General features: G+C 71.3%; 13 protein-coding genes. 4 read left to right on the top strand and 9 right to left on the bottom strand.

Annotated features, from left to right (window positions below; genetic code table 11):
* Positions 1–10: 10 nt before the first annotated feature.
* The 7 genes from nucS to sucC form a co-directional block, all read right to left on the bottom strand.
* Positions 11–769: an endonuclease NucS gene (gene nucS, locus ACMGFG_RS21455; protein ID WP_436932337.1), complete on the bottom strand. Its 759-nt coding sequence runs from the start codon at positions 767–769 to the stop codon at positions 11–13.
* Positions 770–826: 57 nt separating this feature from the next.
* A complete protein-coding gene (locus ACMGFG_RS21450; protein ID WP_436932336.1) occupies positions 827–1,378 on the bottom strand; it encodes a DUF6735 family protein in 552 nt (183 codons plus the stop codon).
* 118 nt (positions 1,379–1,496) lie between these two features.
* The gene (locus ACMGFG_RS21445; RefSeq protein ID WP_436932335.1) at positions 1,497–1,679 is read right to left on the bottom strand and encodes a hypothetical protein; all 183 of its coding nucleotides are present in this window, start codon (positions 1,677–1,679) and stop codon (positions 1,497–1,499) included.
* Positions 1,680–1,752: 73 nt separating this feature from the next.
* A complete protein-coding gene (locus tag ACMGFG_RS21440; protein ID WP_436932334.1) occupies positions 1,753–2,628 on the bottom strand; it encodes a DUF3891 family protein in 876 nt (291 codons plus the stop codon).
* 42 nt (positions 2,629–2,670) lie between these two features.
* Entirely contained in the window at positions 2,671–4,821 is a 2,151-nt protein-coding gene (locus tag ACMGFG_RS21435) for a hypothetical protein (protein WP_436932333.1), read from the bottom strand.
* 325 nt (positions 4,822–5,146) lie between these two features.
* On the bottom strand, positions 5,147–6,019 hold the full coding sequence (sucD, locus tag ACMGFG_RS21430; RefSeq protein ID WP_135364224.1) for a succinate--CoA ligase subunit alpha: 873 nt from the start codon (positions 6,017–6,019) through the stop codon (positions 5,147–5,149).
* The gene (sucC, locus tag ACMGFG_RS21425; RefSeq protein ID WP_436932332.1) at positions 6,016–7,167 is read right to left on the bottom strand and encodes an ADP-forming succinate--CoA ligase subunit beta; all 1,152 of its coding nucleotides are present in this window, start codon (positions 7,165–7,167) and stop codon (positions 6,016–6,018) included. Before sucC ends, sucD begins: the two co-directional genes overlap by 4 nt.
* 341 nt (positions 7,168–7,508) lie before the next feature.
* On the opposite strand from sucC, the gene ACMGFG_RS21420 reads away from it, so the two are divergent.
* Positions 7,509–8,312 carry an SIR2 family NAD-dependent protein deacylase gene (locus ACMGFG_RS21420; protein ID WP_436932331.1) on the top strand — a complete coding sequence of 268 codons (804 nt, stop codon included), beginning with the start codon at positions 7,509–7,511 and terminating at the stop codon, positions 8,310–8,312.
* Positions 8,313–8,454: 142 nt separating this feature from the next.
* Here the strand turns inward: ACMGFG_RS21420 and ACMGFG_RS21415 are convergent, their stop codons facing one another.
* Complete coding sequence (locus ACMGFG_RS21415) at positions 8,455–8,910, bottom strand: DUF5793 family protein (protein ID WP_436932330.1); 456 nt, start codon at positions 8,908–8,910, stop codon at positions 8,455–8,457.
* 213 nt (positions 8,911–9,123) lie between these two features.
* Between ACMGFG_RS21415 and ACMGFG_RS21410 the strand changes: the two genes are divergently transcribed.
* From ACMGFG_RS21410 to ACMGFG_RS21400, 3 genes are all read left to right on the top strand, one after another.
* Positions 9,124–9,720 carry a DUF7549 family protein gene (locus ACMGFG_RS21410; RefSeq protein ID WP_436932329.1) on the top strand — a complete coding sequence of 199 codons (597 nt, stop codon included), beginning with the start codon at positions 9,124–9,126 and terminating at the stop codon, positions 9,718–9,720.
* 283 nt (positions 9,721–10,003) lie between these two features.
* Positions 10,004–10,978, top strand: coding sequence for a transcription initiation factor IIB (locus ACMGFG_RS21405; RefSeq protein ID WP_436932328.1), 975 nt, complete (start codon positions 10,004–10,006; stop codon positions 10,976–10,978).
* A 115-nt stretch (positions 10,979–11,093) separates the two neighbouring features.
* Positions 11,094–11,273 carry a DUF7836 family putative zinc-binding protein gene (locus ACMGFG_RS21400; protein ID WP_135364218.1) on the top strand — a complete coding sequence of 60 codons (180 nt, stop codon included), beginning with the start codon at positions 11,094–11,096 and terminating at the stop codon, positions 11,271–11,273.
* On the opposite strand, the gene ACMGFG_RS21395 is transcribed toward ACMGFG_RS21400, so the two are convergent.
* Positions 11,270–11,674 carry a translation initiation factor IF-2 subunit beta gene (locus ACMGFG_RS21395; RefSeq protein ID WP_436932327.1) on the bottom strand — a complete coding sequence of 135 codons (405 nt, stop codon included), beginning with the start codon at positions 11,672–11,674 and terminating at the stop codon, positions 11,270–11,272. The two genes, ACMGFG_RS21400 and ACMGFG_RS21395, sit on opposite strands and share 4 nt — an antisense overlap.
* Between the last annotated feature and the right edge of the window lie 109 nt (positions 11,675–11,783).

Below are 11,783 nucleotides of genomic sequence, written 5' to 3'. Positions count from 1 at the left end.
CGGGAACCGTTCAGTCCGACGCGTCGTCGGGCCCGGTGGGCGTCAGCGGCACGAACTCGAGCCCGCGCTCGGCGAGCAGCCGGCGCGCGCGGTCGGTGACCGACGGCGCGACGAGGATGCCGCGGATCTGTCGGTCGGCGTGCAGGTCCCGCTCCAGCGCGTCGACGTACCGGCCCAGTTGCCCCACGGCGTCGGGCCCCACCCGTCGGCGCTTGAGTTCGACGGCGACTGCCCGCTCGTCGGCGTCCTCGCCGTAGATGTCGACGGCGCCGGCGGGCGTCGACCGCTCGGTCGCCAGCGGGACGAACCCCTCCTCGACCAGCGACGGTTCGTCGAGGATCCGCTGGCGCAGATCCTCCTCCGTGCCTTCGAGCGAGAGGTCGCGCTCGTCAGTCAGCCCGTAGGCCGACACCTCCAGCACCGCCTCGAAGTCGACCCGGAGGTGTTCCTCCGGCGTCTCGCGGTGGCTCTCGACGACGAGGTGCCCCTCGTCCAGGCGGGTCTCGTGGTCACAGTCCGGCGGCTGCCAGTTGACCGGCTGCTGGCCCTCGTCGGTGTGGACCAGCGCTGCGCCGTCGGGCTTGAGCATCACCAGCCGCTCGCCGGGACCGAGCGTGCTCGAGGCGCGGCCCTCGTAGTCGACGGTGCAGCGGCCGACGACGGTCACCAGGGCTCCGGCGTCGATGGCATCGGCCACGAGGTCCCGTGCGGTCTCGTGGCTCGGGCGCTCGCGCGTCTCCAGCCGGAGTCCCTCCTCGACGGCAGTCACGCCTCGGGGTTGGGCGCCGGGGGCTAAAAACCGCGCGACACGGGACCGGTCAGTGGTTCAGCGTCGCGGATCACCCCCGTCGATCCACAGGACCGCGTCGGCGTCGGGCGTGTCGGGGTGGCGAGCGACACGGACGGCGAGGTATCGCGTCGCCGCGGGGGCGGGCACGAGGCCGGCGTCGACCGCGTCGCCGAGCACGTCCTTGGCGGTGCGCAGGAACCGTCGGATCCGCTCGGCGGCGGCCTCGCCGGGCCAGGGGACCAGCGCCGCCGGTTCGGCGTCGGTGGAGCGGGTCTTCCGGTCGGTGTCCGCGCGGGCCGGGGATCCGGGTTGCCGGCCGGTCTCGATGCCCAGCCGGGGGACCAGGAACGCCTCGGTCCGGCCGTCCGCGACGACGAACGCCTCGAACTCGCGGGGGTCGAGCGAGTCGAGGACCGCCTCGGCCGAGGCGCCCGACCGGAACGGCTCCGGGTCGACGAGGTCGGGGGGCGCCTCGTCGGCCCGGACCAGGGCGACCAGCCGGTCGACGTGCTCGCCGCCCCACTGCGAGCGGTGCAGGTCGTACCCGCCGGCGTCGCGTTCGACCGCGACCAGCGTGCGCGCTCCCACGGCGAGGCGGAGTGGTCGCGGGTTCACCCATAAACTCTCGGACGAACCCGGCGGACAGCGGGCCCACTCGCCGGCCGAGCGTCGACCGAGCGTCGGCTTCCGCGGCCGGTCCCGTGACTCAGCCGTCGAACTCGACCAGACTCTCCAGGGGCACGAGGCGGTGCTGGACTTCCGGTTTCGTGTAGCCCGACGACTCCTCGGAGACGCCCGCGGTGTAGACGGTGACCTTCTGCTGGAGGACGTGCGGTTTCCCCTCCGTGTTCCGGACGACCTCGACCGACCGCCAGGCCTCCTCTTTCATACCACACCACGAAGACACGCTGCGATAAATCGCTTTGGCGGCGGGCCGGTCTCGACCGCAGGTTCTGACCCCCTCACTTGTCCGCGGCGGCCGCCCCGTCCGCGGGCCGGAGCGTGAACCGTCGCGTCTCCAGGCCGGCGTCGTAGTAGGCCCGCGCGAGCGTCGCCTCGTCGGCGGCTGCCCCGCGGTCGACGGTCCGGACGCGGACGGTCACCGTCAGCGGCGCCGTCGCGAACGGGTAGGGGTCGACCCGGTAGGTGCCGTCGCCGAGCGCGGCGACCGAGAGGGTCGCGTCGTCCCCGCCGGTCGTGGGAACGGCGTCGATCTCGCCGTAGCCGGGCGGGGAGTCGGTGATACAGAAGGACAGCGAGAGGGCGTCCCACGCCTGGAGGCGCCGGTAGTCGTCCCACAGTCGCCCGTCGTAGTCGTCGGGAACGCGCTTCGCGTCGTGGAGCGACCGGAGCAGCTCCCGGTCGGCGGACGTGGCGGGTGCCGGTCCACCGCGCTCGCCGTCGAGGAGCGCGTCGAGCAGCCGCTGCTGGCGTCGCTGCTCGCGGTCGACGAACGCGCGGAACGTCGCGGGCGTCTCCGGCCACGCCGGCGAGAGGCCGTAGCGCTGGTTCCGCAGCCCGGCGCCGTGCATCGACACCAGCAGGCCGGCGTAGGCGTCCATCCCGGTGACGGCGTCGATCCCCTCGTCGTAGAGGTCGACCCAGGTGTCGGCGGGCATCTCGCGGAAGTCGACCGGCTCGCCGTCCGCGAGGCGGGGGCGGCGGTCGTAGGTCCGCCAGCCCGTGTCGTGGGCGTAGGCCGCGACCGCGAGCGAGTCGAAGGGGTCGGGGCGGTCGAACGACGCCGACCCCCAGGCGTCGGCGAACTGGCCCGCGAGGGCGGCGTGGTCGGGCTGGGTGACGAACTGGTACCCTTCCGCCGTCTCCGCGACTATCACGCATCGGCGTTGGGGCGGCGCGGTGAAAGGGGCGTCGGCCGGTCACGCCCGGTCGCGTACCGTCTCGACCCACGCTTCGAGGTCGGCGCGGGTGAGGTCGGGCGACCAGCGGAGTTCGCCGTCGATGAACACGGGGTACGGCTCCGTGTCGAGGTTGTCGACGAACGCGTCGACGGTCGTCTCGACCGGGACGCAGTCGCCCGACGCGAGCACGTGTCGGTCGTTCTCGGCGGCGAAGGGGACGGTGACGGTCCCGAGCGGTGCTTTCTCGGTCGGGAAACAGAACGGGACGACGACGAGTCCGTCGTCCCACGAGAGGCGGTATCCGACGGGAGTGATCGACTCGTTGGTCGTCACCGCGACGGAGCCGTCGCCGACGACGGTGTAGATGTCGGCCGGGAACGCCGTCGCGGCGCCGAGCACGCGGAGCGCCGCGGCCAGCGAGTAGCCCTGCCCGAGCAGTCGCGCCAGCGTCTCGCCGACGCGAGCCGCGACGCTGTCGAAGATGTCCGCGACCGTCACGATCCCGCCCGCCGCCCCGTTGTCCACCAGCGCGCGCCCCTGGGCGAACGACGTGCAGCCGTTGAGGAGAAACAGGTCGACCCCCACGTCGTCGACCGTCCGGGTGTCGACGAACCCGTCGTCGCACTCGAACCCGCGCTCGTCCACGTGACCGACGTAGTGGAAGAAGTCGGTGTCCGCCGCGAGCGCCGCCCGCAGTTCCGCGGCCGTGGGGTCGGCGAGCACCCTCGTGTCGAACGGTTCGAGACCACGCGACGCGTAGATGTCCGCGACTGACCCGCCCTCGCCGGTTCGGTCGCCGGGGCCGACGACGGTGACGCCGATCCCCGTCTTGTCGGAGACTTCGCGGTCGAGTTTCCGCTCGTACGCCGCCGCGGACATCGCGCTCGTCCCGACCGGCACGCCGTCGCCGAGATAGGCGTGTTCGACGCTGGATGAGGGGGGCGGGTAGACGAGCCGCTCGTCCCACGCCGCCCCGGCCGACCGCATCGACGCGGCCTCCGCGTTCGCCCCGTCCGGGAGCCACCGTCTCTCGGACGGCGCGGACGGTTCGTCACAGTACCGGGGTTCCGGGTCGTCCAGCGAGGCGGCGTCGGGACGGCGGACGGCCGCGAGTTCGGCCGCGAGGTGTGGGAGCGCGTCGAGTCGGTCAGCGCCCGGGACGGCGTCGACGGTGAGTTTCCAGCGCGGGATCGCGTCGGCGATCCGCTCCCGTGGGACGTCCATGTACGCGGCGACCCGGGCCGGCAGGTCGCTGTCGTACATCGCTTCGAGGTCGAACGGCAGCCGGGGCTCGACCGCCGTTCGCTCGACCAGGTCGAGGTCGAAGCGCCCGGCGGTCCGGACCACGCAGTCGAGCGTGAACTGCCGCTGCAGGACGTCCGTCGCCGTCGCGGCGACGTCGCCCGCCGCCGTCAGCGACCACTCCCGGCCGTCGGCGCGGAGACGGGGCTCGTCCCCCACTTCGACCGTCGCACCGAGGTAGAACGCCAGCGGCGTGACCGCGAAGCAGTCGGCCAGCTCCGGACGAACGGTGATCGACACGCCGGTGTCCGGCGGGGAGAGCGCGTCCGGAACTGCCGACTCGTCGCCGACCTCAACCAGCGGCGGATACCCGCGCAGCGTCGGCCACGACCGCTCCGGGGACGTCGTCTTCAGCGCCGTCCCGAACCGGGAGACGACCGCGGCCACCGCCGACGGGTCCGGGGTCGTCGTGACCGTCGCCGCCGGCCGTTCGTGATAGCTTCGAGTCCCGATCCGAACGCGTCTCGGCGACTCGAACTCGAACCCCGCGCGGTCGTCGTGGGTCCGGATCGTCACGGGACCGTCGACGTGGAAGTAGAGCTTCACCGGCGTCGTACTCAGTTCGAGCGTGTACCTCCCCGCGGAGATCCGGCGCTCGTCCGCCGTCGATACGTCGTCGACCTGCTCGCCGTCCCTCGTCCTGACGACGACGCCGAGGTGGTGGGGGAACCGGATCGCCCCCGTCTCGACCGTCGCCCCGGCGTCTACCGGGACGTCGAACGCCCCGGTGTCGACGGCGGTCGGGTCCACCGGCCGGTCCGTCTCGAACGCGAACTCGACTGACTCGATCGGGTCGACGATCCTGACGCCCGTCGGGTCCGTCATCGCTTCGAACCGAGGGTTCGCGTCCCTCTTCGTGTCCGTCACGGTCGTTGCTCACCGTCTCGAACGAGTATGCAAATAGCTTCCGACTGTGACGGTCCCCGGACCACAGTGGGGCCGAGCGCCTCGACCGTTCTTGGACGGCTCGGCACACCATCCGCTCCCGGCCGTTACCGCCGCGGTGGCGGTAGTAGGCGACCAGCCGCAGCGGGATCGCAGCCACCGCAGTCGCGAGCGTCACGAGGACCGTCCATCCGGGAGCGAGCCGGCGGATGGCCTTCGTCTCTGGAGACGGCCGCGTGGCCGTCGGACGAGGTCGGATGATGTCGGAGACGGCCGCGAAAACGGAGAATCCGGGAGAAAAGAACCGCTACAGCAGGTCTTCGACGTTGTCGACGACTTCCTCGGGGGTGTCGCCGACGGGGACGCCCGCGGATTCGAGGGCGTCGATCTTCGACTGGGCGGTGCCGGTGCCCGAGCCGGAGACGATGGCGCCGGCGTGGCCCATGCGCTTGCCCGGCGGGGCGGTGCGGCCGGCGATGAAGCCGGCGACGGGCGTGGTCATGTACTCGTCGATGTACTCGGCGGCCTCCTCCTCGTCCTCGCCGCCGATCTCGCCGCACATGACGACGGCGTCGGTCTTGCTGTCCTGCTCGAACAGCGCGAGCGCCTCGATGAACGAGGTGCCGATGATCGGGTCGCCGCCGATGCCGATGGCGGTCGACTGGCCGATGCCGCGCTGGGTGAGGCTGTCGACGACCTGGTAGGTCAGCGTGCCCGAGCGGGAGACGAGGCCGACGCGGCCGGCCTCGAAGATGTTGCCCGGCAGGATGCCGAGCTTGGCCTCGCCGGGGGTGATGACGCCGGGGCAGTTCGGGCCGACGAGGTAGGCGTCGGTCTCCTGCAGGCGGCGGTAGACCCGCGACACGTCCTGCGTGGGGATGCCTTCGGTGATGGTGACGACGAGGTCGAGCTCGTCGACGCCCAGCGCCTCGAAGCAGGCGTCGCCGGCGAACGCCGGCGGGACGAACACGACCGACGTGTCGGCGTCCTCCTCTTCGGCGGCCTCGGCGACGGTGTCGTAGACGGGGACGCCCGCGACCTCCTGGCCGCCCTTGCCGGGGACGGCGCCGGCGACGACGTTCGTCCCGTACTCGATCATCTGCTCGGTGTGGAACTTGCCCTCACCGCCGGTGATACCCTGCACGATGACGCGGCTGTCTTCGTCGACGAGCACACTCATGCTTCCACCTCCTCGGCGTAGTCGACCGCACGCTGGACGGCGTCCTCCAGCGTCTTCTCGACGGTCACGAGGTCCTCGTTGAGGATCTCCATGCCCTCCTGCCAGTTCGTCCCGGCGAGCCGGACGACGACGGGCTTGGGGATCTCGTCGAACTGTTCGAGCGCCTGGTTGATCCCCCGGGCGACCTCGTCGCCGCGGGTGATCCCGCCGAAGATGTTGAACACGACCGAGTCGACGTTCTCGTCGGAGAAGACCATGTCCAGGGCGTTGGCGATGCGGTCGGCCTTGGCGCCGCCGCCCACGTCGAGGAAGTTGGCGGGCTCGCCGCCGTAGTGGTCGACCAGGTCGAGCGTCGTCATGACGAGGCCGGCGCCGTTGCCGATGATGCCGACGTTGCCCGACAGGCGGACGTAGTCGAAGCCGTACTCGTCGGCCTTGCGGTCGAGTTCGCTCTCGGCAAACTCGCCTTCCTCCTCCATCTCCTGGAGTTCGGGCTGGCGGAACAGGGCGTCCTCGTCGACGTTGAAGACGGCGTCGGCGGCGATGACATCCTTGTCCGCGGTGACCATGAGGGGGTTGATCTCGGCGTCGGAGCCGTCGCGGTCGTCCCAGAGTTCGTAGAGCGTCGTCAGGACCGAGGCCACGTCGCGGGCGATCTCGCGGTCGACGCCGGCGTCGTAGACGGCCTTGCGGGCCTGGTAGGGGTGCATGCCGAACGCGGGGTCGATGTGCTCGCGGGCGATGGCGTCGGGGTCCTCCTCGGCGACCTCCTCGATGTTGACGCCGCCGCGGGTCGAGACCATGGCGACGGGCTTGCCCTCGCCGCGGTCCATCGTGACGCCGACGTACAGCTCGTTCTCGAAGTCGACGGCCTCCTCGACGAGGACGCGGTCGACGGTGTAGCCCTTGAGGTCCATCCCGAGGATGTCGTCGGCGGCCTCGCGGGCCTCGCTCTCGTCGTCGGCGAGCTTGATCCCGCCGGCTTTCCCGCGTCCGCCGACGTGTACCTGTGCCTTGACGGCGACCGGATAGCCGATCTCCTCCGCGGCGGCGACCGCCTCGTCGACGGTCCCGGCCAGGTCCGAGGCCGGTGTCGGGATCCCGGCGTCGGAGAAGACCTGCTTCGCCTGATATTCGTGCAGTCGCATGTCACTCGAACCCGCGGCCGGCGAGCGCTTAAATCCCGCTCATCTCGCCCGGCTGGGAGTTAAGTACTCCGGGGAGTATCGTTCACGAAAATTGGGCCACAAGGCACTTATTGCCGCCGAAATCGATTACACGTGTCGGCGCCCTCCGGCGCCGCACCCCACCCACCACACCCACCCCACCGATTCCACCCCACCTTTCCGCCGTTCCACCCACCTTCTCTTTCCATCGTTCGCTCGCCACCGGAGAGCGACTGCGCCGCGTAGCGACCGCCGACTTCAGTCCGTTTCCGCCCGCGCAGCGCGACGAGTGACTTTTCCCGGTCTCGCCCGTCCCCGCGGATATGGACGGCAACGACGCCGAGGACGTGGAAGGTGCGAACGGGGCGGCGCTGTCGACGCTCGCGAGCGAGATCGAAGCGGCCGAGCGGGTCGTCGCGCTCACCGGCGCGGGCGTGAGCGTCCCGTCGGGGATCCCGCCGTTCCGCGGCGAGTCGAGCGACGACGGACCCGACCCGGTCTGGGAGACCCACGACCCCGCGGACTTCCACCGGCGGCGCTTCGACGCCGACCCCGAGGGGTTCTGGACCGACCGGCTGGCGCTCCGGGAGACGCTGTACGGCGACGGCGTCGAGCCGAACGCGGCCCACGAGGCGCTGGCGACGCTCGAATCGCGGGGCCGCCTCGACACCCTCCTCACGCAGAACGTCGACGGTCTGCACGCGGCCGCGGGCTCGGAGTCGGTGGTCGAACTCCACGGGACGAGCGCCCGCGTGGTCTGTGACCGTTGCGGCTCGACCGGACCGGCCGACCCCGTCTTCGAGCGCGTTCGCGACGGCGAGCGGCCGCCGACCTGCGACTGCGGGGGCGTCCTCAAGCCGGACGTGGTGCTGTTCGGGGAGGCGCTCCCGGACGAGGCGTTCGACCGGGCCCAGACCGCCGCGCGGCGCTGCGACGTGTTCCTCGCGGTCGGGTCGTCGCTGGCGGTGCGGCCGGCGGCGCTGCTGCCCGAGATCGCTGCCGACTCGGGCGCGACGCTGGCCGTCGTGAACCTCGACGAGACGGAGTACTCCGGGCGGGCGGACTACGACCTCCGGGCGGACGCGACGGCGGCGCTGCCGGCGCTGGTCGCGGCACTCGACGGGTAGGACGGCGACCGGCGGCCGAGGGGGAGCGGCCGCCAGACGGGACTCGGCGGAGAACGGTCGGGTGACGGGCGACGAGGGGCGGCCGACGGGCGCGGTCAGCGACGGGCGGCCGGCGGGCGTGTAGGGTCCGGGGACCGCCGGGTCACAGCTCGACGCCGCTGGGGATGAGGCTGTGCTGGCGGAGGAGGCTCCCCTCGTCGTCGTAGACGAGCAGGGTTCGTTTCTCGAAGTCGGCGACCGTCTCGCCGTCGCGCTCGACGACGACGCGGTAGCAGCCGTCGGCGTCGTCGGGGTCGTCCTCGCGCCGGGCGGCGTCGACGAGTTCCCGCACCGCGTCGGCGTCGGCGTTGACCTCGACGACGAACTCGCCGGTCACCCGGTTGGTGAGGCTGAAGACGCCGGCCGCGTCGTCGTCGCCGGCCGCCCGGAAGCGGAAGGCGACGTCGACGCGGTCGCGGTCCAGCCGGTCGCCCCCGGCGTCCGTGAGGCGCTCCTCGAGGAGGTCCGACGGGCCGTCGTAGCGCAACGCGGCCGTCGGCAGGCGGTCGCCGTCCCGGTCGACGTGACGGAGTTCCAGCGTGACGTAATCGCGCCTCATTCGACACCCCCCACTAGGGAGCGGGCGTGCATGAACGTAACGCCGACATCGACCGCGCCGGCTCCGGACGGCCCCGGAGGACCGCGCCACAGCCGACCCCCACCGCGCGCTGCGCCGCCCGCCCGGACCCGGCCACAGCGCCCGTCGCGCCGCGGCCGACGGCTGCCCCGGGAGCCGGTAGCTTTTATACGGGCGGGGACGGCGAGTCTGGCCATGTGGGTCCGCTCGGAGTACGCCGGTGAACTGGCCGTTCTCGCGACGTGGCTGACCGCCCTCCTGCCGTGGTCGGTGTCGGTGCTGCGCGAGTCGCCCTCCTGGCTCGACGGCACCTTCACCGTCGTCAACATCCGGTTCGTCTTCCTGCAGTTCCACTACCTCTTCGGGGTCGCGCTGGGCCGGCAGTCGCTGGACGGGCTCGTCCAGTTCGTCCCCGAGATCCCGGGGTTCGTCCCCCCGAACCAGGTGCCCGAGGGGCGGCTCTGGCTCGCCACCGCCGGTTTCTTCGGGTGCATGCTCCTGCTGAGTCTCGTCTACTACGCGCGCGACGAACAGCTCGAAGCCGCCGCCGAGCGGGCCGAGACACGGATCGCCCGTGGGGCGCCGGACGCGCTCGCCGGCGCCGTCCCCGGGGCCGTCGCGGCCAGGCTGACGCTCGACCCCGTCCGCGTGTTCGGCGCCTGCTTCGCGGTCCTCGCGGTCGCCTTCTCGGTCGCCACGGCGATGTTCTTCCAGCACCAGCCGACCGTCCCCGTCGGCGCGGTCTTCATGTGGGTCTTCGCGGTCGTGCTCCTGCGGGTCGAACGTACCTGACCGGCGGGCCGGCCGACAGCCGTCCCGACCGACGGACCTCCCCTCGAGCCCCCTCCTGCCACCAGCCGCCGACGGCTCGAACCCACGACATCCCCCGCGTCGCCCCGAACTTCGAAACCGCCGGAACAGAGCGTGACGGCCGCGGTATCTCGTCATTTGGGACCAGTTGTCACGCCACCATCATCGAAACATTTAAGAGTTTTTCGGACTTACGTAGTGTTAGGAACCGCGGCATCGGATTCTTATGGCTTTCGCCACCGGTGAGCCGCTCCGGAGACCAATCATGAGCGACACGACAATTCGAACCGGCGCCGAGGAACAGACGAGCGAACGGCTGCGGGCGGAGCAGGAGGAGTCGACCAGCGAGCACGAGTGCCCCGAGTGCGGCGGTCGGGTCGACGCCGACACCGAGCACGGCGAGACCGTGTGTTCGGAGTGCGGCCTGGTCGTCGAGGAGGACGAGATCGACCACGGCCCCGAGTGGCGGGCGTTCAACCCCTCGGAGAAGGACGAGAAGTCCCGCGTCGGCGCGCCGACGACGAACATGATGCACGACAAGGGCCTGTCGACCAACATCGGCTGGCAGAACAAGGACGCTTACGGCAACTCGCTGTCGTCGAACCAGCGCCAGAAGATGCAGCGGCTGCGCACCTGGAACGAGCGGTTCCGCACCCGCGACTCCAAGGAGCGTAACCTCAAGCAGGCGCTCGGCGAGATCGACCGCATGGCCTCCGCACTGGGCCTCCCGAAGACGGTCCGCGAGACGGCCTCGGTCATCTACCGCCGCGCGCTGGAGGAGAACCTCCTGCCCGGCCGCTCCATCGAGGGCGTCGCCACGTCGGCGCTGTACGCCGCCGCCCGGCAGGCCAACACGCCGCGCAGCTTAGACGAGATGACCGCCGTCTCCCGGGTCGAGAAGATGGAGCTCACGCGGACCTACCGCTACGTCGTCCGCGAGCTGAACCTGGAGATCAAGCCGGCGGACCCCGAGAGCTACCTCCCGCGGTTCGTCTCGGACCTGGCGCTGAGCGACGACACCGAGCGCCGGGCGCGCGAGCTCATCGAGAGCGCGCGCGACCAGGGCATCCTCAGCGGGAAGAGCCCGGTCGGCCTCGCCGCCGCCGCGGTGTACGCCGCCGCCCTGTTGACCAACGAGAAGGTCACCCAGTCGGAGGTCAGCGAGGTCGCCAGCATCTCCGAGGTCACCATCCGCAATCGCTACAAGGAACTGCTCGAATCCGTCGACGCCCCGGCCTGACTGTCCGGTAGCTGGCCCACCGCGGATCCGTCGGTGTGCCGGCCGCACCCGGTCGCCGGTCCCGTCGCTCGCCGCACAAGCCTTTTTGTATTCGTCGTGCGTGTGGATATCACGCATGGAGGAAGCGTACGTCCGACTGCTCTGCCCCGAGTGTACCAAAGACTGGGAGTCGACGCCGACGGACCTGCCGGAACACACCGACCTCTTTCACTGCCCCAACTGCCACGCGAGCCGGCGGCTCGCGGAGTTCACGCGGACCGACCGGGACCTGCAGACGCTGAAGCGACTGAGCTAGCCGCTCGTCGCGGACCGCGCGCCGCAGGCCTCACAGCGGAGGAGGAGGACGCCGCCCTCGCGCTCGAAGTGCGTGTCCGGCAGGCCACACTCCGGGCAGAGGACGAACTCGTCGGCGTACTCGTCGACGGCGTTGCTGACGCGGCGCTCGCTGAACTCGCCGGTCAGCCGCGCGCGGCCGCTCTCGTCGATGTGGCCGCTGGTCCCCAGCTCGTTCTGGAGGAACTGCATGACGTGGTCGTCCTCGCGGCCCAGGCGGTCGCAGGTGTCCTGGAAGTTCTCGTATACTGTCACGTTACCCTCCTGGCGGATGTCCGGGTCCGGCACCTCGAACCGGTCGGAGCTCCCCTCGATCTCCGGCGTCTCCTCCATCGCCCGGTCGAGCATGTCGTCGTAGTCCATACCCGTGAGAAGCCCGTCCCCGCCTAAAAGTCTTTCAACCCCGCGGCCGCGCACCCGGCGTTCGGGTCCGGACCGCCGACGGTCGCTCACGTCGGGACCGCCCGACCAC

Origin of the sequence: Halosimplex halobium (assembly GCF_051414055.1) — an archaeon.
In the GTDB taxonomy this organism is placed as follows: Archaea; Halobacteriota; Halobacteria; order Halobacteriales; family Haloarculaceae; genus Halosimplex; species Halosimplex halobium.
This window is presented reverse-complemented; position numbering and strand designations above follow the sequence as displayed.

Excerpts from the sequence above, each read along its gene's own strand:
- ACMGFG_RS21410 (WP_436932329.1), top strand. The coding sequence starts at position 9,124 with ATGTGGGTCCGCTCGGAGTACGCCGGTGAACTGGCCGTTCTCGCGACG.
- ACMGFG_RS21420 (WP_436932331.1), top strand. The coding sequence starts at position 7,509 with ATGGACGGCAACGACGCCGAGGACGTGGAAGGTGCGAACGGGGCGGCG.
- sucD (WP_135364224.1), bottom strand. The coding sequence starts at position 6,019 with ATGAGTGTGCTCGTCGACGAAGACAGCCGCGTCATCGTGCAGGGTATC.
- ACMGFG_RS21400 (WP_135364218.1), top strand. The coding sequence starts at position 11,094 with ATGGAGGAAGCGTACGTCCGACTGCTCTGCCCCGAGTGTACCAAAGAC.
- sucC (WP_436932332.1), bottom strand. The coding sequence starts at position 7,167 with ATGCGACTGCACGAATATCAGGCGAAGCAGGTCTTCTCCGACGCCGGG.
- ACMGFG_RS21445 (WP_436932335.1), bottom strand. The coding sequence starts at position 1,679 with ATGAAAGAGGAGGCCTGGCGGTCGGTCGAGGTCGTCCGGAACACGGAG.
- ACMGFG_RS21395 (WP_436932327.1), bottom strand. The coding sequence starts at position 11,674 with ATGGACTACGACGACATGCTCGACCGGGCGATGGAGGAGACGCCGGAG.
- ACMGFG_RS21415 (WP_436932330.1), bottom strand. The coding sequence starts at position 8,910 with ATGAGGCGCGATTACGTCACGCTGGAACTCCGTCACGTCGACCGGGAC.
- ACMGFG_RS21405 (WP_436932328.1), top strand. The coding sequence starts at position 10,004 with ATGAGCGACACGACAATTCGAACCGGCGCCGAGGAACAGACGAGCGAA.